General features: G+C 66.5%; 20 protein-coding genes. All 20 read right to left on the minus strand.

The window, feature by feature from the left end:
- Window positions 1–13: 13 nt before the first annotated feature.
- The 20 genes from hypE to VIF40_RS01320 all read right to left on the minus strand — a co-directional run bounded on the left by hypE (window position 14) and on the right by VIF40_RS01320 (window position 19,264).
- Window positions 14–1,063, minus strand: a complete 1,050-nt coding sequence (gene hypE, locus VIF40_RS01225; RefSeq protein ID WP_331935695.1) for a hydrogenase expression/formation protein HypE — start codon at window positions 1,061–1,063, stop codon at window positions 14–16.
- Window positions 1,060–2,202, minus strand: a complete 1,143-nt coding sequence (gene hypD, locus VIF40_RS01230; RefSeq protein WP_331935696.1) for a hydrogenase formation protein HypD — start codon at window positions 2,200–2,202, stop codon at window positions 1,060–1,062. Before hypD ends, hypE begins: the two co-directional genes overlap by 4 nt.
- Window positions 2,199–2,429, minus strand: coding sequence for a HypC/HybG/HupF family hydrogenase formation chaperone (locus tag VIF40_RS01235; RefSeq protein ID WP_331935697.1), 231 nt, complete (start codon window positions 2,427–2,429; stop codon window positions 2,199–2,201). Before VIF40_RS01235 ends, hypD begins: the two co-directional genes overlap by 4 nt.
- Before the next feature lie 5 nt (window positions 2,430–2,434).
- Window positions 2,435–4,711, minus strand: coding sequence for a carbamoyltransferase HypF (gene hypF / locus VIF40_RS01240; protein ID WP_331935698.1), 2,277 nt, complete (start codon window positions 4,709–4,711; stop codon window positions 2,435–2,437).
- Between the two features lie 13 nt (window positions 4,712–4,724).
- On the minus strand, window positions 4,725–5,687 hold the full coding sequence (gene hypB, locus VIF40_RS01245) for a hydrogenase nickel incorporation protein HypB (protein WP_331935699.1): 963 nt from the start codon (window positions 5,685–5,687) through the stop codon (window positions 4,725–4,727).
- Window positions 5,687–6,028 carry a hydrogenase maturation nickel metallochaperone HypA gene (gene hypA / locus VIF40_RS01250; RefSeq protein ID WP_331935700.1) on the minus strand — a complete coding sequence of 114 codons (342 nt, stop codon included), beginning with the start codon at window positions 6,026–6,028 and terminating at the stop codon, window positions 5,687–5,689. Before hypA ends, hypB begins: the two co-directional genes overlap by 1 nt.
- Entirely contained in the window at window positions 6,021–7,088 is a 1,068-nt protein-coding gene (locus tag VIF40_RS01255) for a nickel-dependent hydrogenase large subunit (protein WP_331935701.1), read from the minus strand. The genes hypA and VIF40_RS01255 overlap by 8 nt, the downstream gene beginning before the upstream one ends.
- Complete coding sequence (gene hybE, locus VIF40_RS01260; protein WP_331935702.1) at window positions 7,085–7,615, minus strand: [NiFe]-hydrogenase assembly chaperone HybE; 531 nt, start codon at window positions 7,613–7,615, stop codon at window positions 7,085–7,087. Before hybE ends, VIF40_RS01255 begins: the two co-directional genes overlap by 4 nt.
- The gene (locus VIF40_RS01265) at window positions 7,612–7,809 is read right to left on the minus strand and encodes a rubredoxin (protein WP_331935703.1); all 198 of its coding nucleotides are present in this window, start codon (window positions 7,807–7,809) and stop codon (window positions 7,612–7,614) included. Before VIF40_RS01265 ends, hybE begins: the two co-directional genes overlap by 4 nt.
- A complete protein-coding gene (locus VIF40_RS01270) occupies window positions 7,806–8,660 on the minus strand; it encodes a hydrogenase expression/formation protein (RefSeq protein ID WP_331935704.1) in 855 nt (284 codons plus the stop codon). Before VIF40_RS01270 ends, VIF40_RS01265 begins: the two co-directional genes overlap by 4 nt.
- Window positions 8,657–9,133: a hydrogenase accessory protein gene (locus VIF40_RS01275; RefSeq protein WP_331935705.1), complete on the minus strand. Its 477-nt coding sequence runs from the start codon at window positions 9,131–9,133 to the stop codon at window positions 8,657–8,659. Before VIF40_RS01275 ends, VIF40_RS01270 begins: the two co-directional genes overlap by 4 nt.
- A gap of 176 nt (window positions 9,134–9,309) precedes the next feature.
- Window positions 9,310–9,603: a HypC/HybG/HupF family hydrogenase formation chaperone gene (locus VIF40_RS01280; protein ID WP_331935706.1), complete on the minus strand. Its 294-nt coding sequence runs from the start codon at window positions 9,601–9,603 to the stop codon at window positions 9,310–9,312.
- A gap of 12 nt (window positions 9,604–9,615) precedes the next feature.
- Window positions 9,616–9,837 carry a hypothetical protein gene (locus tag VIF40_RS01285; protein ID WP_331935707.1) on the minus strand — a complete coding sequence of 74 codons (222 nt, stop codon included), beginning with the start codon at window positions 9,835–9,837 and terminating at the stop codon, window positions 9,616–9,618.
- The gene (locus VIF40_RS01290) at window positions 9,834–10,415 is read right to left on the minus strand and encodes a HyaD/HybD family hydrogenase maturation endopeptidase (protein ID WP_331935708.1); all 582 of its coding nucleotides are present in this window, start codon (window positions 10,413–10,415) and stop codon (window positions 9,834–9,836) included. Before VIF40_RS01290 ends, VIF40_RS01285 begins: the two co-directional genes overlap by 4 nt.
- A gap of 43 nt (window positions 10,416–10,458) precedes the next feature.
- Window positions 10,459–11,184: a Ni/Fe-hydrogenase, b-type cytochrome subunit gene (cybH, locus tag VIF40_RS01295; RefSeq protein WP_331935709.1), complete on the minus strand. Its 726-nt coding sequence runs from the start codon at window positions 11,182–11,184 to the stop codon at window positions 10,459–10,461.
- A 13-nt stretch (window positions 11,185–11,197) separates the two neighbouring features.
- Window positions 11,198–12,988, minus strand: coding sequence for a nickel-dependent hydrogenase large subunit (locus VIF40_RS01300; protein ID WP_331935710.1), 1,791 nt, complete (start codon window positions 12,986–12,988; stop codon window positions 11,198–11,200).
- A gap of 212 nt (window positions 12,989–13,200) precedes the next feature.
- Window positions 13,201–14,274: a hydrogenase small subunit gene (locus VIF40_RS01305; protein WP_331935711.1), complete on the minus strand. Its 1,074-nt coding sequence runs from the start codon at window positions 14,272–14,274 to the stop codon at window positions 13,201–13,203.
- Window positions 14,275–14,464: 190 nt separating this feature from the next.
- Window positions 14,465–15,907 carry a nickel-dependent hydrogenase large subunit gene (locus tag VIF40_RS01310; protein ID WP_331935712.1) on the minus strand — a complete coding sequence of 481 codons (1,443 nt, stop codon included), beginning with the start codon at window positions 15,905–15,907 and terminating at the stop codon, window positions 14,465–14,467.
- The gene (locus VIF40_RS01315) at window positions 15,904–16,920 is read right to left on the minus strand and encodes a HupU protein (RefSeq protein WP_331935713.1); all 1,017 of its coding nucleotides are present in this window, start codon (window positions 16,918–16,920) and stop codon (window positions 15,904–15,906) included. Before VIF40_RS01315 ends, VIF40_RS01310 begins: the two co-directional genes overlap by 4 nt.
- Before the next feature lie 55 nt (window positions 16,921–16,975).
- Complete coding sequence (locus VIF40_RS01320) at window positions 16,976–19,264, minus strand: carbohydrate porin (RefSeq protein WP_331935714.1); 2,289 nt, start codon at window positions 19,262–19,264, stop codon at window positions 16,976–16,978.
- Window positions 19,265–19,278 lie beyond the last annotated feature (14 nt).

The raw sequence follows: 19,278 nt of genomic DNA on the forward strand, positions 1-19,278 counted from the left end.
CTCGACGCCTCACTCAGCAGATGCGGGGCAATTGCTCGCCGGAGAGCCAGTCGATGACGCGCCCGCCGCCGAAGGCGGTCGTCATCTGCACGAAGCAATGCTCGTCGGCGACGATCTCGCCGATGCGCGCCGCCTGCGCGCCCAGCGGATGCGCGCGCATCGCCGCGAGCAGCGCATCCGCCGCCTCGCGCGCGACGACCGCGAGCAGCTTGCCCTCATTGGCGACATGCAGCGGATCGAGCCCCAGCAATTCGCAGGCGGCGGCGACCTGCGGCGCCACGGGAATCGCCTTCTCCTCTATGCGGACGCCGATGCGCGATTGATGCGCGATCTCGTTGAGCGTCGCTGCGACGCCGCCGCGCGTCGGATCGCGCATCAGGCGAATGGCGGCGCCGGCCGTCTCCACCATCAGCGCCACCAGCTCGTGCAGCGCGGCCGTGTCGGACAGCACCTGCGTCTCGAAGGAGAGATTCTCGCGCTTCGACATCACCGCGACGCCATGATCGCCGATGGAGCCGGAGAGCAGCACGACATCGCCCGGCCGCGCCTTGTCGCCGGAAAGCTCGAGCCCTGGCGGAACGATGCCGACGCAGCTCGTCGAGATGAAGACGCCATCGGCCTTGCCGCGCTCGACGACCTTGGTGTCGCCGGTGACGATGGCGACGCCCGCGGCGCGCGAGGCCTCGCCCATGCTCTGCGCGATGCGCTTCAGCTCGGCGAGCGGAAAGCCTTCCTCGATGATGAAGCTCGCCGACATATGCAGCGGCCGCGCGCCCGCCATGGCGATGTCGTTGATCGTGCCATGCACGGCGAGCTTGCCGATGTCGCCGCCGGGGAAAAACAGCGGCGAGACGACATAGCCGTCGGTCGTCATCGCCATGCGCCCTGCGGGAATGTCGAAAATCGCCTGATCATTGCCGGCGGCGAGCCATTCATTGTCGAAGGCCGCGTGAAAAATCTCGCCGATGAGCCGCGCCATGGCGCGTCCGCCCGAACCATGCGAGAGCTCGACGCGGCCGTTGCGGAGATCGAGCTTGCGGCCGAGGGGCTCGTGCTTGTTCATGACGCTTTCCGTGTCGCATTTTGCCGGGGTGCATATTGCCGGAATCTTCCATAAGCCCAATAGGCGGCGCAAGAGCCTTCCGACGACACCATGCAGGAGCCCATCGGCGTCTCCGGCGTGCAGGCGCCGCCGAACAGCTTGCAGTCCTGCGGACGTTTCTGGCCGCGCAAGATCGCGCCGCATTCGCAGGCGGGATTGTCGCGCGCCGGCTGCGTCACCATCGAAAAACGCTTTTCGGCGTCGAATTGCGCGTAAGCTTCGCGCAGCTTCAGCGCGCTCTTCGGGATCTCGCCGAGGCCGCGCCATTCGAAGGACTCGCGCAGCTCGAAAATCTCCGCCATTTCATCGATCGCCTTGGCGTTGCCGGTCTCGGTCACGGCGCGACGATATTGATTCTCGATCTCGCAGCGGCCCTCGTCGATCTGCCGCACCAGCATCAAAATAGCCTGGAGCACATCGAGCGGCTCGAAGCCGGCGATGACGACGGGCTTGTGATAGTCGGTCGCAAAACGCCGATAGGGCGCCGAGCCGATGACGGTCGACACATGCGCCGGGCCGATGAAACCCTCGATCTCGACGCCGTCCTTCGTATCGAGAATGGCCTGCATCGCCGCGGGCGTCAGCACGTGATTGCAGAAGACGGAGAAGTTGGCGAGGCGCTTCTTCTGCGCGAGGCGAATGGCGAGCGCGGTCGGCGGCGTCGTGGTCTCGAAGCCGATGGCGAAGAAGACGACCTGGCGATCCTTCTCCTTCTCCGCGATGGCGATGGCGTCGAGCGTCGAATAGACCATGCGAATATCGGCGCCGTCGGCTTTGGCCTTCATCAGGCTGGAGCCGCCGGAGGCCGGCACGCGCATCAGATCGGCATAGGTGCAGAGCGTGACCTCTTTGCGCGCCGCGAGGCGGATGGCGTCGTCGATGCGCCCCATCGGCAGCACGCAGACGGGGCAGCCGGGACCATGAATGAGGCGAATATTCTGAGGCAGCAGGTCTTCTATGCCATAGCGCGAGATCGCATGCGTATGGCCGCCGCAGAACTCCATCAAGCGATATCGGCGATCGCTCCGCGCCTCTTCTCCTATGCGCTGCGCGATGGCGCGCGCGAGCTCGCCGTCGCGATATTCGTCGACATGCTTCATGGCGCAGCTCCGAGCGCGGCGGCCTCGCGCAGCAGAGCGAGCGTCGCCATCGCTTCTTCTTCGTCGATCTTGGCGAGCGCGTAGCCGACATGCAGCACGACATAGTCGCCGATCGTCAGATCGTCGACCAGCGCGATCGAGATGATCTTGCCGACGCCATCGACGCTGACGCGCGCCATTTGATCGGGCAGCAGCTCCTCCACGCGAGCGGGTATGGCGAGACACATGCGTTTCAGGCCTTTCTCTGGCGCGCGATATGGGCTTGGCCCAGCGAGAGTCCGCCGTCGTTCGTCGGCGCCTTGCGGGCGAGCAGCGCTTCGATCCCCAAATCGCGAAGGCGCGCGACGAGGCCTTCGGCGAGAATTTTGTTCATCATGCAGCCGCCGCCGAGCGCGACGCGTGCTTCGCCGCGCGCGCGCGCCGCATCGCCTATCCATTGCGCGAGCGCTTCGATCAGCGTTCCGTGGAACAGCTCGGCGCCATGCGCGGTGGAAAGGCCGGGCTTCAGCAGCGCGGCGAAGAGCCGCGTGAGATCGACAACGCCATTCTCGATCCTGTAGCCATCGGCGAGCGCGCGCGGCCGCGCGCACAGAGCCTCGAGCTCCATCGCGGCCAGCCCTTCATATTGCTGAACCAGCCGCACGCCGAGCAGCGCCGCGGCGGCGTCGAACATGCGGCCGAGACTCGTCGTCCGCGCGACATTGGGCGCGCTCGCCAGCATGGCGACCTTGCCGGCGAGCGCGACGCCGGGAAAGCGATCGAAGACGTCTCCGCAACGATCCTGCGCGGCCAGCGCGGCGACGCCCATGCGCCATGGCTCGCGCGCGGCGCGGTCGCCGCCGGGCAGCGGCAGAGGCGCGAGATGGCCGAGCCGGCGCCAATGGCCTGCGTCGAGCAGCATCAGCTCGCCGCCCCAGGCGCCGCCGTCGTCGCCATAGCCATAGCCATAGCCGTCGAGCGCCGCGCCGAGGATCGGGCCGATGATTCCATGCTCGGCGGCGATAGCGGCGATATGCGCGGCGTGATGCTGCACGCGCAGGATCGGAAGCCCCGTCTCTTCGGCGTAACGCGTCGAAGCGAGATCGGGATGAAGATCGCAGGCGACGCGCTCGGGCGTCACGTCGAGAATATCGAGCATGCGCGCGATCGTCTCGCGATAGAAATCGATGGTCGCGCGATCGTCGAGCGAGCCGATATGCGTCGAGACGAAGGCATCGCGTCCGCGCGTGACGGTGATGGTGGTTTTGAGATGCGCGCCGAGCGCCAGAGTGTCGGGCCCGTCGTCCGCGAGCGCGATCGGCTCCGGCACGAAGCCGCGCGCGCGGCGCAGAAAGGCCGGCGCGCCGGCGATGACGGACATCACGCTGTCGTCGGCGCGGGCGACGATGGCGCGATCATGTCCGATGATGAGATCGGCGATGGATGCGAGCTTTTCGCATGCCTGCGCGTCGTCGACGATCAGCGGCTCGCCGCTCGGATTGGCGCTGGTCGCGACGAGCGCGAGATCCTGCGCGTCCGCGTCGGCGGCGGCGTGGAAGAGAAGATGATGCAGCGGCGCATAGGGCAGCAGCAGGCCGATGCGCGACAGGCCGGGCGCGACGGAAGGCGCGAAATCCTCGCGCTTCTCCACGATGACGATCGGCCGCGCGATCGATTGCAGCAGGCGCAGCTCTTCTGCGTCGAGCACGCCGGCGCGCATCGCCGAGGCCGCATCGGCGACCATCACGGCGAAGGGCTCGGCGTCGCGGCCCTTGCGGCGGCGCAGCTCCGCGACCGCTGCTTCATTGCGCGCGTCGCAGAGAAGATGAAAGCCGCCGATCCCTTTGAGCGCGACAATGCGGCCGCTCTGGATCGCTGTGACGATCTCCTGGACGATGGCGGCGTGATGCGAGCCTGAAGGCTCGTGGTCCTTTGCTGCGTCTGGACCGCGAGGCTTCAGCCTCGCGAGCCGCGGCCCGCATTTCGGGCAGGCGATCGGCTGCGCGTGAAAGCGCCGGTTCGTCGGATCGGCATAGTCGCGCGCGCAATCCTCGCACATTGCGAACGGCGCCATGGAGGTCTGCGCGCGATCATAGGGCAGGCGCCGCGTCAGCGTGTAGCGCGGTCCGCAATGGGTGCAATTGACGAAAGGATAGAGATAGAAGCGGCTCTGCGGATCGAAGAGATCGTCGAGGCAATCGTCGCAGACGGCGGCGTCGGGCGTGATGCGCGTTCGCGCGCGGCCGTCGCGGCTCGGCTCGATCGAGAATGTCGCGTCGCGCAGCGGCGTGATGCTTTCGCATTCGAGACTGTCGATGCGCGCGAGCGGCGGCGGCTCGCGTCTCAGCGCGGCGACGAAATCGTCGACGCGCGCGCCTTCCACCTCCATCAGCACGCCTTGCGAATCATTGCGCACGAAGCCGCCGAGCGCATAGCGGTCCGCGAGCGAATGCACGAAGGGCCGGAAGCCGACGCCCTGTACGGCGCCGGTCACGCGCAGCCTCAGCCTCGTCGCCTCGCCCGACGGCATCCGCTTCGTCTCCTCACTTCGCCGCGGCGGCTCGCGCGTTACGCGACGCCAGCCGCGCGGCGCGCGCCTCGATCCAGGCATAGAAGGCGGCCATGCCATCGCCGGTGCGCGCGGAGACGACCAATGTCTGCAGATCGGGATTGACCTTCAGCGCATTGGCGAGGCAGCGGCCGACGTCGAACTCCACATGCGGCAGCAGATCGGATTTGTTCAGCAGCATCAGATCGGAGGCCGCGAACATTTCCGGATATTTGAGCGGCTTGTCCTCGCCCTCCGTCACCGAGAGCACGACGACCTTATGCGCCTCGCCGAGATCGAAGGCGGCCGGGCAGACGAGATTGCCGACATTCTCGATGAACAGCAGCGAGGAGGGCGCGACCGGCAGCTCGGAGAGCGCATGCGAGACCATTTGCGCGTCGAGATGGCAGCCCTTGCCGGTGTTGATCTGCAACGCAGCAACGCCGGTCGCGCGAATGCGCTCGGCGTCATTAGACGTCTGCTGGTCGCCCTCTATGACCGAAATCTGGAAGCGGTCCTTCAGATCCGAGATGGTGCGCACGAGCAGCTGCGTCTTGCCCGATCCGGGGCTGGAGACGAAGTTGAGCACGAAGACGCCCGACTGCTCGAAGCGCACCCGGTTCTCGCGGGCGTGGTCGTTGTTCTTGGAGAGAATGTCGCGCTCTATGCGGACGATGCGCTCCTGGCTGAGGCCGGGGACATGGACGCCCGCCAAGCCCGCGCCATAGTCGTGGCGATGGCCGTGGTCATGGTCATGGTCATGCGCGTGGTCATGGTCATGGTCATGGTCGTGATGATGGCCATGATCATGGTGGTGGTGATCGTGAGGGTGATCATGGTCATGATGATCGTGATCGTGAGCGTGAGCCTGGTCATGCGCATGATCGTGCGGATGATCGTGGCTGTGCTCTGGCTTTCCTTCGATGCTGGATGTTCCGCAGCCGCAGACCGTGCACATTAGTCGACCTCCAGTTCCTGCACCCGCATATCCTCGCCGCCCGTGACTTGGACATGATATCCGCCGCATTCGGGGCAAGGACCAAATCTCTCTTCGACGGCGACCGTTTTCGCGCAATCGAGGCACCAGCCTTCGCCGGGAGTCCGCAAAATGTCCAGCCGCGCGCCTGCGACGATTCCGCCATGCGCCACCGCCTCGAAGCAGAAGCGGATCGCCTCCGGCTCCACATGGCTCAGCGCGCCGATCTCGAGCCGCACGACGCGCACGCGCGAAAACCCCTGCTTGCGGCTCTCTTCCTCGATCAGCTCGACAATGCTCTCGGTCAGCGCCATCTCATGCATGGGCGGCCTCCCGGACCTCGATGCGAAAGGCGACGCAGGGGTCGAAGAGGCCGGCGAGCCGGGTGATCGTCCGCGTGGCTTCTGCGCGCGGAATCGGCGCGCCGAGCAGAGTGGCGACGAAAGGGCCGGCGGGATGAAAATTCCATTCGGTCGGCGCGACGATCGCATAGTCTTCGATCCTGTCGTCCGGGGCGAGCCGCGCCCAATGATATAGGTCTCCGCGCGATGTTTCGACCGCGCAATAGGCTTCGCGCGCGGCGAGAGCGGCGCTGCGGGAGGCGTCTTCCGCGCGGCCAGTTTCGAGCCGCTGCAACAGCTGCGCGAGTTCGATCATGCGGGCGCGAAAGCGTACGCAGAGGGCGCCGCGCGAAAATTCGGTCTCGCGCCAATGGCGGGCGAAGGCGCCCGTTTCCGGCGCCCGGCCGGCGATGCTCGGCGCAGCGGCGAAGCTTTCGCCCCGCGTTTTTATCCCTTCGAGCACGAGGGCGTCGTCCTCTGGACGCAGCGCGTCGGGCGCCGTCGCGGCGATGGCGGAGCTGCGCTCCAGCGCGCGCCACAATTCGCCGAAGGGCGCGGCCGCGGGGGCGGCGCTCGCCGGATCATGGGGCAGTCCGAGCGTCGCCGTCTCGGCGCGCAGCCGCGCGACGATCCCCCGGCGGTCGGCGGATTGTCCGGCGGCCAGCTCGCGCGTCAGCGCCAGCGCCTCGCGCAAGGCGGCCGGCGGAACGGCGTCCTCCGCCATGGCGGCCAGGGCGCGCAATGTCTCGGCGAGGCGCTCGCAATCGAGCGCGACGAGGTTTTGCGGCGCGACGTTCGGCTGTGTTCCGCGCGCCGCGGCGAGGGCGCAGGAGGCGGCGAAAGCATGCGACAGTCCGCACAGGGAGAAGAGCCGTCCGGCGAGTGGCGGAATTTCCGCGGCGGGGCGGCCCAGAAACAGGCGCGTGAGACGCATGGGCCGGCTCGATCGCACGCGCACCGAGCAGACGCGATCGTCGGCGAGCTCGGCGACGATGGAGATCGCGCCTGGCCCGAGCCCTCCGAGATCGGCGCCGATGGTCATGGCGCGGCCTCGTCGCCGGCGCGTCGCCGGCCTCCGAGCAGCGCGCGCCGATCGAGTCCGCTGGCCGCCGCGTCCTCGCGCTTCGGCGCGTCCTGGTTCTGCGCTTCCTGGTTCTGCGCTTCCTGGAGAGCGGGGTCGAGAAGGGCGTCGAGCGCCGACCGCGCCGCGATCCGCGCGGCTTCATGGTCGGCGAATTCGTCCATCGGCGAGAACAAGGAGCAGGCGGCGATCCGCCCGAAGCCGGCGATCTCGCTCACATTGAAATCGACGTCGCCGGCGGGAAAGCGCAACCTCAGCGTGGCGGGATCGGGAAAAGGCGCGTCTGCGTCCTCCCGCGGCGCGGCGACGACGAGATTGGCGAACCAGGGCGTGACCACCACGCCGAGCGCATAAGGGCCGAAGTCGCGAAAGCCGATCGCCTCCACCTCCAGCGCCTCGTTGCAGACGCCCGAGTCGCGCATCGACGTCTCATGGACGCGGCGATAGAAATCCGCGAGCGTCGCGCCTCTCGCAGCGGCGTCGCTCAATTGTCGCACCTCAAGAATTTCTCGCGCGGCGCGTCGCATTCGGGGCAGCGCCAGTCGGCGGGGAGATCGGCGAAGGCGACGCCGGGCGGCACCTGCCAGACGGGGTCGCCCTCGGCAGGGTCATAGACGCGCCAGCAGACGCCGCATTCCATGCGCGTGTCGGGCGTGGCGTCGGAAGGCGCTTCGTCGCTCATGTGAAATAGGCCTCGTGAATTTCGCGCAGACGTTCCGCAGAATCGTGGAAATCCTCGTCGGCGGCGCAGGCCGCGGCGGGCGTGTCGCCGATCTCCAGCGTGTCGAGGATGATCGTGCCCATGGCGTTGAAGAATTGCACCGACCAGACATTGCGCGCGCCGGTCGCGGTGATCTTGGCGGAGCCATAGCCGCGCGAGATCAGCTGCACCGGACCATTGCCGAGCGTCTGCTGCAAATGCTCCATGTCGATCTCCGACACCGGCAGCAGCGAGAAATTGATGACATGAGAGGGATCGCCGGGCTCGCGCCCACGCATGCGCGCGTCGATCTCGGCGAGCATGGGCATCACATTCATCGCGCCCTCGGGCTCCGCGCCGATCGCGATCCGCTCCGCTGTGACGGTGGCGGCGCGTTCGACGACATGCGGGATGGAGGCGATCTCGAGATAGTCGGCGGTGAGCCGTCCTTCGGCGTCGCCGAAGCGCACGCGCCACAGGCCGGCCATGGAGGCTTCCCGAATCTGCGCGGTGACGCCGTCGGGGAGGACGGCGACGCCGCTCACCTCGCCCTCGCCCAGCACCTGGCCGATCAGCGCGCGCTCTTTCTCCTCATAGTCGGTAATGTCGAACAGCCGCCCGGGCGCATCGGCGCGCTGCGCTTGCAGGGCGTCGGCGAGCTGCGGCAGCAGCGCGGCGGTGCGCGGGCATTCGGCGACGGCCTGCTCGCCGCTCGCCGTGGCCAGAAAGGCGATGACGCTGCGCTTGGCCTCCGCCTCGGCGTCATAGCCGATCGGCATCACCGTCATCGCATCGTCGGAGCCGTCCGGCGCGATCCAGAATCCGGCTTTCATGCGCTCGTTTCCCCTTCCGTGCTCGCTTGCGCGTCCGTGGCCGCTTCCGCTTCCATGAAGGTGATGCGCACGCGCGGCTCCTTCGCCGGCGGCGTCTGCAATTGCAGCAGCGCCTCGATCCGCGAGCGATAGTCCGCCCAGTCATAGACTTTCGGCAGCACGCCGAGCGTGTCGCGCCCATAGGTCACGACGAGGCTCGGATAGACGCAGACGCTGAAGCGCCCCTCCAGCGCCTTCTCGGCGGCGGGCGCGACAATGGCGGCGCGCAGCCTGCCGGCGAAGGCTTCGATCAGCTGTGGAAAGATGATCGCCACATCATGGGTCTCGCTGCGCTGCTGCGGATCGCCGCCGAAGAACAGCAGCGTATGCGCGGCTCGTCCTTGCGACGGCGCGAGAAAAGCGTCGATCGTGGTCTCGTCCAGCAGAGCGACGCCGGTCTTCTCGCTCAGCGCCAGCTGCAACGACCCGGACATTCGATCCTCCCTTTTTGTTTTCTGAAGAGGCCGCAATCGCCATGCCATGGGCGGCGCGCCGAGGGCGCCAAGCTAGGCGACTGAGTCGAAAGACGCTTTCCAGTCGGAGCCGGCGCATCGGCCAAGGCGGTCTGGAAAGCTGCTTTACACTTTGCGGCAGAACTTTCCAGCGGCGGCTATTTTCTCAGGAACTCCGGCAGCTGCGGCTCGCGGTCGATGAGATCGGCGAAGAGGTGATCGACATTCTCGCCGGCGAGGGCCCTTTCCACCGCCTCCAGCGCGTCGTCGATCTGCGCGGCCTCGAGCGGGTCCAGGACACGGACCGCCGTATCGATATGCACCAGCACTTTCGTCCCGGCCGGCTGCGCGCCCACGAGCGCCATGGACACGGGACGTCGCTCGCCCCGTCGCTCGCACAGCGCGCCGAAGGCGTCGCCTTCGATCACCGTCATGGGAAAGCCGATGCACATGGCGTCGATCCCTCAGCGCCAGGAGGAGGCGCGCCAGGGCTTGAACCAATAGCCCACGGCCACGATCATCGCGCCCCAGGCGAGCGCTGCCGCCATCGCCAGCAGATGATCCGGCTCGGTGAAAATATGGACGATGTCAAAGGCGAGATCGTCCGGATGCGCGCCGGGATGCGCCATGGCGGCCGCCGGAAGCAGCCAGGCGGCGGCGGACGCCGTGAATCGGATCGCTTTCATGGTCTCGTCTCCTCATCGGCGCCGCCGAGGCGCCTCTCATAAGCGTCATGGTCGAGGTCATGCGCCAGCAGGCGCGGGCGCGTCTCCCCGCTTCTGGCGCGCGGATGGAGCGCGACGCCCCATTCCACGAGCGTTTCGACCGCCGCGGCCAGCGCCGGCTCGATCGCGGCGGCGACCGGCGCCGTCAGCGGGCCGCCCCAATCCTCGAGGTCCTGCGGCTGGCAGCCGATCAGCGCGAGGCGCGACGGATAGCGGCCGAGCAGATCGGCCGCGGAGAGCACCTCCTGGAAGCCGGTCTGATGCAGGCTCATCTTTTTCGCGCCCATGAAGCGCGGCACCTCTGCGTCGCGCACGATGCGCAAGGTCGCGGGCTCCAGCCCGTAATCTATAGCGTCGAAGACCAGAAGCTGGTCGCAGGCCTCGACGAATTGCACCAGATAGAGCCCCTGCGTGCCGCCGTCGAGCACGGTCACATCCGGGCCGGTCTCATAGCGCGCGTGGAACTCTTCGACGGCGCGGACGCCGAAGCCTTCGTCCGCCCAGAGTATATTGCCTATGCCGAGAATGAGAGTGCGCATGGCGTCTCCCCTGCTATCCCTCGCCCGACCGCCGCGCGACGGCTCACTTGTCGGCCTCGTCGCGGAACACGCGCTCGCCGGAGATCATCGAGGAGATGAGGCTCTGGCGCGACACGATATCCTCGCGCACCGCGGTGTAGATGTGGAGGATGACGAAGACGATGACGCCCCACATGGCGAGATGATGCCATGTGTGGACGTCCTGGCTGTTCGGCCAGATCCAGAACACCCAGCCGAAGAGCTTATATTGCCAGCTGTCGCGGCCCTCCCCTTCCGAGTAGAGCGCGAAGCCCGTCACCACCAGAAAGGTCAGCAGCAGCATGAAGAAGAACATGATGAGATGGGCGAGCGGATTGTGCCCGATGTATTTCTTCGGCTGCTTCACCAGAAAGGCGTACCAGCGCGCCTCATAGAGCACGCCGGACAGCCATTGGCGGTCCCACACCGGCAGATAGAAAATCTGCCGCGCGTGCTCATTGCCGACGAAGGCCCAATAGATGCGCAGCAGCAGCGCCACGGCGAGCACATAGCCGGCCGAGAAATGCGCGAAGCGGATATAGCCCATCAGGAATTGCGCGCTCGCCTCGCCCGGCGTGGAAGGCGGCGGCGAGGCGATGAAATAGCCCGTCGTCGCCAGCACGACGATCGCCGCCGCATTGACCCAGTGCCAGATCCGCACCGGCGCCTCATAGACATAGACGCTCTGCAGCTCGGCGGCCTTCTCGCCGTGGCCGTCGAGCACGCCATGGACTTGCGTCGCCTCGGTCATGATCGTCCTCCCGTCAGCGCACCGTAACCTGCGTCATCTCCTGCCCGTCCTCGCTCATCACATGCGTGGAGCAGGCGAGGCAGGGGTCGAAGGAATGGATCGTGCGCAGAATCTCCAGCGGCTTCTGCGGATCGGCCAGCGGCGTGTCCATCAGCGAGGCCTCGAAGGCGCCGATATTGCCCTTGGGATCGCGCGGGCTGCCGTTCCATGTGGTCGGCACGACGCATTGGTAATTGTCGATCTTGCCGTCCTTGACCTTGATCCAATGGGCGAGCGCGCCGCGCGGCGCCTCGGTGAAGCCGAAGCCCTTGGCCTCCTTCGGCCAGGCCTGCGGGTTCCATTTGTCGATATTGGCGGTGGAGGAATCGCCGGCCTTGATGTTGGCGATCAGCTTGTTCTGGAAGTGCTCCATCTTGCGCACCGCCCATTGCGCCTCCAGCGCGCGCGCCGCCGTGCGGCCGAGCGTCGAGAACAGCGCCGTGACCGGCACGCCGAGCTTCTTCAAAAACTCGTCGGTCGGCTCCTTGAACTCCGCTTTGCCCTGGGCGTAGCCGACGATATAGCGGGCCAGCGGCCCCACCTCGACGGCGTTGCCGCGCCAGCGCGGCGCCTTGATCCAGGAATATTTGCCGGCTTCGTCCAGCTCCTGAATATTGGTCGGCGTGCCCTTGGCGTTGGGGCCGAGCTTGTAATGGGGCTCGGTGACGCCGTCCCAGGGATGCAATCCCTTGGTTTCGTCCGGATATTTGTACCAGGAATGGGTGACGAACTCCTGGATCTGCTCCGGATCGGTGTGATCGACCGGGAAAATCTCCTTCAGATTGCCATTGAGGATCACGCCTTGCGGCAGGCCGAGATTGCCGGCGGAATAGTCGTTGGCATGCTCGGGAATGTCGCCATAGGCCATGACATTCTTGCCGGAGAGGCCGCCGCCATAGAGCCAGTCCTTGTAGAAGGAGCCGATGGCGAGCACATCCGGCACATAGACTTTTTCCACGAACTCGATCGACTGCTGAATGATGGAGGTCACCAGATTGAGGCGCTCCATATTGATCGCGCCGACCGCGCCGGTTCCATCGACATTGATGGCGCAGGGCACGCCGCCGACCAGCCAGTTCGGATGCGGATTCTTGCCGCCGAAGATCGTCTGGACCTTCACGATCTCCTTCTGGAAGTCGAGCGCCTCGAGATAATGCGCGACGGCCATCAGATTGGCCTCGGGCGGCAGCTTATAGGCCGCATGGCCCCAATAGCCGTTCTTGAACGGGCCGAGCTGTCCCGACTCGACGAATTTCCTCAGACGGATCTGCAGATCCTTGAAATAGCCGGGCGAGGACAGCGGCCAATCGGAGATCGACTGCGCCAGCACGGAGGTCGCCTTGGGATCGGCGGAGAGCGCCGAGACCACATCGACCCAATCGAGCGCGTGCAGATGATAGAAATGCACGAGATGATCGTGCACTTGCAGCGCCAGCTGCATCATGTTGCGGATGGAGTTGGCGTTCTCGGGGATGGTGATGCCGAGCGCATTCTCCACCGCGCGCACCGAGGTCAGCGCATGGGTGCCGGTGCAGACGCCGCAGATGCGCTGCGTGAAGGCCCAGGCGTCGCGCGGATCGCGGCCCTTCAAGATGACCTCGATGCCGCGCCACATGGTGCCGGTCGAGACGGCGTTGCGAATGACATTGTTCTTGTCGACATTGACCTCGACGCGCAGATGACCCTCGATGCGCGTGACCGGATCGACGACGATGCGCTTGCCGGAATTGTCGAGATTGAAGCCGTTCGGCGTCTGAATGCCCATGATCGCGTTTCCTCGAGATCGGCCGTTGCCTGTGTAATTCTTGTCCAGAGCGGCCCGCAGGAGCTTCCCTCATCCTGAGGAGCGGCCGCAGGCCGCGTCTCGAAGGACGAGGGAAGCGTCACGCGGGCCCTCTGGAACTCGCCCCTCGTGCTTCGAGACGGCGGCTACGCCGCCTCCTCAGCATGAGGGGCGAGGGTTGCGCTGTTTCGCTGCTACCCTTCGTGCTTGGCCGTGATGCGCTTCACCGCGGTGACGCCCGCATGGACGGCGACGGCGCCGCCGACGACGGCGGCGGCCGCGAGGCCCACCTCATCGGCGTTATGCTCTATGCCGAAATGGTTGATCTTGGTCAGCCGGTCGTAGAAGGAGCCCTTGTCCCAGAAGTCCTCTTCCGAGCAGCCGATGCAGCCATGGCCGGATTGGATGGGGAAGGAGACGCCGCCGTTCCAGCGCACGGTGGAGCAGGCGTTGTAGGTGGTCGGACCCTTGCAGCCCATTTTATAGAGGCAGTGGCCCTTGCGCGCCGCCTCGTCGTCCCATTCCTCGACGAATTGGCCGGCGTCGAAATGCGGGCGGCGATAGCATTTGTCGTGGATGCGCTGCGAGTAGAACATTTTCGGCCGGCCCTGCCGGTCGAGCTCCGGCAGCCTGCCGAAAGTGGTGACGAAGGTGACGACGCCGGTCATCACCTCGGCGATGGGCGGGCAGCCCGGCACCTTGATGATCGGCTTGTCCTTGATGACCTTGTCGATCGGCGTCGCCTGCGTCGGATTGGGCTTGGCCGCCTGCACGCAGCCCCAGGAGGCGCAGGCGCCCCAGGCGATGATCGCCATGGCGTCCTCGGCCATCCATTTCAGCTTCTCGACGAAGGGCTTGCCGCCGTCGATGCAGAACATGCCGCCCTCGTTCAGCGGCGGATTGCCCTCGACGGCCAGAATATACTTGCCCTTGTACTTTTCCTTGGTCTCCTCGAGGATCGCCTCGGCCTGATGTCCGGCGGCGGCCATGATGGTGTCGTCATAGTCGAGCGAGATCATCGACAGCACGACATCCTTGGCGAGCGGATGCGCCGAGCGGATGAAGCTCTCCGAGCAGCAGGTGCATTCGAGCCCATGCATCCAGATCACCGGGATGCGCGGCTTGGTCTCCAGCGCCTGCGCCATTTGCGTGGCGGCGGTCTGGCCGAGGCCGAGGCTCGCCGCGGTGAGCGAGCAGAATTTCGTGAAGCTGCGGCGCGTGACGCCCTGACGACGAATCACGTCGTAGAAGGTTTCGATGGCGGCCATATTTTCCCCACCCTTGTGCAATGCGGCATTCGCGCGACGGCGCCGCTTGCCGAAATGGCCGCAAGTCGTGGGCCAGGAGCGCGAAGGGGAGAATTTTTCCAGCCTGCCAGCGGATTGCAGCGAATCTCGTCGCGAGCGGAGAGCCTCGCGGGCTCAAGCGGCTTTCCAGTCGCGGAAAGCGGCTAGACAGTCAATGCGCCGTGCAGACCATGCAGGGATCGAAGGAGCGCACGATATGCTGCACCGCGACATTCGTTGCGCCCGCATCGCCGACATCAAGGCCGACGAGCGCCTGCTCCAACGGGCCGGGATGGCCGGCGGCGTCGCGCGGCGAGAAATTCCAGGTGGTCGGCGCGATGATCTGATAGCGCTCGATCTGGCCGTCGCGGAACGTCGCCCAATGGCCGAGCGTCCCGCGCGCCGCCTCGACGAAGCCGACGACAGGGCCATCGGCGAGCGGCGCATCGGCGACGCAATAGGGCTCGCGCGGCCGCAGCGCGCGCGTCCAATCCTCCATGGCCTTGGTCAGCAGCGCGATCTCGAGGACGCGCGCGACGATGCGGGCGAGGACCGTGGAGCCGCCGCCCGCGAGCAGGTCGCGGATCAGCGGATGACCGGCGACCGCCTGACGCGCCAGCGCGCCCACCTCCACCGCGCGCCCCTCGAGCCGCGGGGCCTTGGCGAAGCTATAGGCCCCCTCGCGGTGAATATCGGGAAGCGTGTCCGAATGGGCGGGATCGGCGGCGGTGTCGCGCATATAGGCGTGCGAGACATCCTCCTGGATATGATCGAGCGGCGGCTCGCGCAGCCGGCCGGTCGCGCTGTCGAGCAGGCCGGCGGGGAAACGATGTCCCTCCGGCCCGAGATAGGCGCCGGCGGAGAGCAGCAGGCCGGGGCCGTGGCCCAGCTCCTCGAGGCGAAGATCGCGGGCGATGCGCAGAAAGGCGGAAAAATCGCCGGCGCCGCTGTCCGCAAAGCGATCGAGCGATTCGGCGGTCGAGAGGGCGATCACGGTCTCGAGCGGCGCGGCGAAGAGCGCGCGTTCGACGAAGGCGCGAAAATCCCCGATGAGAGCGATGAGCCGCATCTCGTCGCCGAGCGCCAGCGCCCGCGTCACGCCGCCGGCGCGGAAGGCGAGGCTGTGCGGCCATTTGCCGGCGATCAGCCCCATCGTCTCCAGCAGTCGCGCGCGCGCCGGCAGCGCCTCGCGCAGCGCCGCGCCGGAGACGGCCTTGAAGCGGGCCTCGGCGGCCGGGCGCCAGGGCCGCCCGGCATAGGCGGCGCGGGCGAAATCCGGCATGAAGAACACGTAGAAATGCGTCAGATGGTCGGCGATATTCTCGGCCGCATGGGCGATATTGGTCGCGAGCAGCCCATTGGGCGCGGGCGCGATCGGCTGAGCGGCGCGCAGCGCGGCGGCGGCGGCCAGCGATTGCGAGACCGAGCAGATGCCGCAGATGCGCGGCGCGATCGCCAGAGCGTCGGCCGCGGGGCGGCCGAGCAGCAATTGCTCGAAGCCGCGATAGAGCGAGGCCGAGACGCGCGCCTCGCGCACCACGCCATTCTCGACGTCGAGCGTCACCTCGAGATCGCCCTCGACGCGATTGAACGGCCCGATGACGATGCGGCTCATGTTTTTTTCTTCTCCGCCCCCGGCGTCGGGGCGCGGGCGATATGGTCGCTGCGCGCGTTCTCGCGCACGCGTTTGGGCGTCGCCGATTTGGAGAGGGCGGCGAGCGCCACGAACCAGGCTTTCGGCATATCCAGCGGCAGGCCGACCGGAATGCCGCCGATCTTGGGCGTGCGATGGACGCCGCGCGTCGCCTCGAAGCCGGGCGAGGTGCAGGCGATGCAGGTCGAGCCCGCCTGGGTGCAGGAGCCGCCGCCGTTCCAGGCGCGCTGATTGCAGTCGCCGACCGCCTGCGTGGCCTTGCAGCCCAAATGCTCCATCAGGCAGCCGCGCTCGGAGAAGTCCTCGGCGCTGGCCTTGAACTCGTAGAATTCATTGCGGCTGCAGCCGTGATGGGCGAGATGGTCGGCGAAAATGCGCGGCCGGCCGTAATCGTCCATATCCGCGCGGGTGAAACGGCCGAGCGAGAGCGCGAGCAGCGTCTCCATGATCCAGCCCGGATGCGGCGCGCAGCCGGAGACATTGACGACCGGCAACCCTTTGACCGAGCGATAGTCCGGCCCGAGCGCCCCGCCCATATCGACGCCGGAATATTGCAGCCCGCTGGCGTCGGTGGGGTCGGGCGCGCCGGCCGGCACGCCGCCGAAAGCGGCGCAGCTGCCCACCGCCACGCAATAATCGGCGCGCGGGGCCAGCGTGCGCGCCCAGTCCAGCATGCTGCGGCCGGTGCCGGAGAGCTTGTTGAAGAGGCCCGTGCCCTCCGGCCCGTGGAGGATCGAGCCCTCTATGCAGAGCGCGCCGAGCTTCTGCTCGCCGCGCTCGACGCGGGCGAGAATGGCGCGGGCTTCCTCGCCGGTCTCCTCGCTGACGCTCGGATGCCAGAGCAGGCGCATGCCGAAGCCGCGCAGCTCCTCGAACCAGCCGGAAGCGCCGCGCTCCAGCGCCGCCATCGTGCAGCCGCCGCAGCTGCCGGCCTGCAGCCAGAGCAGGGTGAAGTCGTCGCGCGCCTTTGTCATCGTGCGGCGATTGTAGAGCAATCGGCGACGGCGCCCAAATCCCCCGCGCCGGCCGTCAAAACTGCGCGTGCAGCCGCAGGCCGAAGACATTGATCGGCCCGCGCGCGGAATTATGCGCGGGATTGCCGATGAATTGATAGTCGAGCGTCAGCTCGACGCCGTCGCGGACATTATATTTGTAATAGGTCTCCAGCACTTTCTCGCCGGCGTAGGAGAGCCCGCCGTCGCCGATATAGACGCTGGTTCCGCCGAGGCCGAAATAGCTCACGCGCGGGCCGGCGAGGCCGGAGAACACCATGGCGCCGCCGATCTCGTCCTTGTCGCGGCCCCACAGCGCGCCGGCGCCGGTGAAGCCCATCGACAGCGAGCGGTCGATGTCGGTGTAATCCACGGTCTCGAAGCGCCCGTCGGACATGCTGGCGCGCAGGAAGAGGCCGATTTCCTTGGAGAGCTGCTGCTGCACATTGATTCCGCCGCCGACCTTCACATGACGCTTGCGAATCCAGGGATTGTTCACATCCGGCGGAAAGCTTCCGGTGAGATAAGCGAAGTCGATGGCGTCCTGCACCTTGGTGAGATTGCCATTGTCGGCGAAGGCCAGGAATTTGATCACGCCCGGCTGATCGAGGAGATCATAGCGCGCCTCGAATTCGGCGACGCCCATGAATTGGCGGCCGATCTGCGGCTCGATATAGGGGCCGTTGGGAATTTCGGAGAGCTGGAACAGGCCGCCGCGCGCGCTCCACCAATCCTGCTTCCATTCCAGCGCGGCGCCATAGGTGTAGCCCCAGGAATCGGCGGCGTAGTCGAAGGCGCCGAGCGTGTTGACGCCGAAATTCAGGAAGCCCGTCGTCGGATCATGGGCGTATTTATTGTCGTCGAAGATGTCGGGCACGCTGAACTTGCCGATGGTCAGGATCAGCCGATCCTTGTCGACCTTGCCCGAGAGCTGATTCTGCGTCGATTCCAGCACTTCGTTGAAGGAGCCGGTGTCGGGATCGTCGACCTTCTTGCCGCCATTGAGGCCGATGATCTGGCGCAGGAAATAGCGCTGGAAGCGCATATAGGGCGCGGCGCGTCCCACTTTCGCGACGGCGCCGTTCACATAAGAGGCGGCGCCGACGGAATTGGCGAGGCCATAGCCCATGTCGACCTCGGGATTGAGATAGACGGCGGCGCCCTGCCACAGCCGCAGGCCCATGAAGAGATTGCTGGTCGAGCCGGCGTCGGCGAGCCCTTTGGGCGGGAAGCTGTGCGAGCCGGAATAGAGCGCGGGGTATTTGGGATAGCCCTGCAAGACGGCGGTCGTCTGGCCGTGAAAGCTGTAGATCTCGCCGTCGTTCTTCGACTTGTCGTCCTTTTTGTCCTTTTCCTCCTTGTCTTTTTTCTCCTTGTCTTTGCCCTTCTTCTGATCTTTGCCCTTCTTCTTGTCGTCGTCCTTGCCCGCGTCGAGGTCCGCGCGCTCGCCGTTCGAGCCGCCGTTGTTCGCGTCGGACTTTTTGTCCTCGTCGCTCTTGCTTTCGTCGCTCTTGCCCTGCTCGTCGTCTCCGCGGGCTTCCTCCTGCGGATCGAAACGATAATTCAGGCCGAGACGCAGCACATGCGCCTCGCTGCGCTGGCGCGCCGCGAATTGGAACGAGAAATTATTGTCGTAGACGCGGTTCTGCAATTGCTGGTTCAGATAGAGATATTCGAGCCGCGCCGACAGATGGTCGTAGAGCGCATATTCGACGCCGGCTCCGACCGCGTATTTCATGCGCGAGGACTTCGAGATCGGGGCGAAGAACAGGCCGAGCTGTCCGGCGTCGTAGAAGACGAGATTGGACGCGCCGCGCCAGCCGCCGGCGGCGACGCCGCCGGTCGCATAGACGAGCGTGCGGTCGAGCGCATAGCCGAGACGGCCGCGAATGCTGGCGAAATAATTGCCGTTCTCGTCCGAGCTCAGCCCATAGCCGGCGATCCCGAGCGAACGATAGGCGACGGGCGCCGCAAAGACGCCGGTGGAGGCGCGGCGCAGGCCGAGAAAATTGAGATCGGTCTCGAGACCATAGACAATGGGGCCGTGCTGCCAGTCATAGCCGATCTGCGCGCCGAAGCTCGCGCCGGCGCGGTCGCGATTCGGCGCCGGCAGATCGAAGGCGCGGCTGGCGAAGCCGCTGCCCGCCTCCAGCGTTCCGCCGCTCGCGACGGGAACGCCGCCGCCGGAGTTCAATCCGATATGCAGCCCGGCCCAGGTGAAAGCGGGCGGGGCGCTGGTTTCGGATGGCTTGTCGGCGGCCGCCGACGGGCTCGCGCAGGAGGTCGCGCAGATCGTCGCCAGCATGGCGAGATATTTGGGTTTCATCGGCTCGTCGTCGT

This window comes from Methylosinus sp., assembly GCF_036560965.1.
Lineage (GTDB): Bacteria > Pseudomonadota > Alphaproteobacteria > Rhizobiales > Beijerinckiaceae > Methylosinus.

What these genes read in the sequence shown, in the direction of transcription:
- hypE (WP_331935695.1), bottom strand. Translation starts at nt 1,063, where the DNA reads ATGAACAAGCACGAGCCCCTCGGCCGCAAGCTCGATCTCCGCAACGGC.
- hypD (WP_331935696.1), bottom strand. Translation starts at nt 2,202, where the DNA reads ATGAAGCATGTCGACGAATATCGCGACGGCGAGCTCGCGCGCGCCATC.
- VIF40_RS01235 (WP_331935697.1), bottom strand. Translation starts at nt 2,429, where the DNA reads ATGTGTCTCGCCATACCCGCTCGCGTGGAGGAGCTGCTGCCCGATCAA.
- hypF (WP_331935698.1), bottom strand. Translation starts at nt 4,711, where the DNA reads ATGCCGTCGGGCGAGGCGACGAGGCTGAGGCTGCGCGTGACCGGCGCC.
- hypB (WP_331935699.1), bottom strand. Translation starts at nt 5,687, where the DNA reads ATGTGCACGGTCTGCGGCTGCGGAACATCCAGCATCGAAGGAAAGCCA.
- hypA (WP_331935700.1), bottom strand. Translation starts at nt 6,028, where the DNA reads ATGCATGAGATGGCGCTGACCGAGAGCATTGTCGAGCTGATCGAGGAA.
- VIF40_RS01255 (WP_331935701.1), bottom strand. Translation starts at nt 7,088, where the DNA reads ATGACCATCGGCGCCGATCTCGGAGGGCTCGGGCCAGGCGCGATCTCC.
- VIF40_RS01265 (WP_331935703.1), bottom strand. Translation starts at nt 7,809, where the DNA reads ATGAGCGACGAAGCGCCTTCCGACGCCACGCCCGACACGCGCATGGAA.
- VIF40_RS01270 (WP_331935704.1), bottom strand. Translation starts at nt 8,660, where the DNA reads ATGAAAGCCGGATTCTGGATCGCGCCGGACGGCTCCGACGATGCGATG.
- VIF40_RS01275 (WP_331935705.1), bottom strand. Translation starts at nt 9,133, where the DNA reads ATGTCCGGGTCGTTGCAGCTGGCGCTGAGCGAGAAGACCGGCGTCGCT.
- VIF40_RS01280 (WP_331935706.1), bottom strand. Translation starts at nt 9,603, where the DNA reads ATGTGCATCGGCTTTCCCATGACGGTGATCGAAGGCGACGCCTTCGGC.
- VIF40_RS01285 (WP_331935707.1), bottom strand. Translation starts at nt 9,837, where the DNA reads ATGAAAGCGATCCGATTCACGGCGTCCGCCGCCGCCTGGCTGCTTCCG.
- VIF40_RS01290 (WP_331935708.1), bottom strand. Translation starts at nt 10,415, where the DNA reads ATGCGCACTCTCATTCTCGGCATAGGCAATATACTCTGGGCGGACGAA.
- cybH (WP_331935709.1), bottom strand. Translation starts at nt 11,184, where the DNA reads ATGACCGAGGCGACGCAAGTCCATGGCGTGCTCGACGGCCACGGCGAG.
- VIF40_RS01300 (WP_331935710.1), bottom strand. Translation starts at nt 12,988, where the DNA reads ATGGGCATTCAGACGCCGAACGGCTTCAATCTCGACAATTCCGGCAAG.
- VIF40_RS01305 (WP_331935711.1), bottom strand. Translation starts at nt 14,274, where the DNA reads ATGGCCGCCATCGAAACCTTCTACGACGTGATTCGTCGTCAGGGCGTC.
- VIF40_RS01310 (WP_331935712.1), bottom strand. Translation starts at nt 15,907, where the DNA reads ATGAGCCGCATCGTCATCGGGCCGTTCAATCGCGTCGAGGGCGATCTC.
- VIF40_RS01315 (WP_331935713.1), bottom strand. Translation starts at nt 16,920, where the DNA reads ATGACAAAGGCGCGCGACGACTTCACCCTGCTCTGGCTGCAGGCCGGC.
- VIF40_RS01320 (WP_331935714.1), bottom strand. Translation starts at nt 19,264, where the DNA reads ATGAAACCCAAATATCTCGCCATGCTGGCGACGATCTGCGCGACCTCC.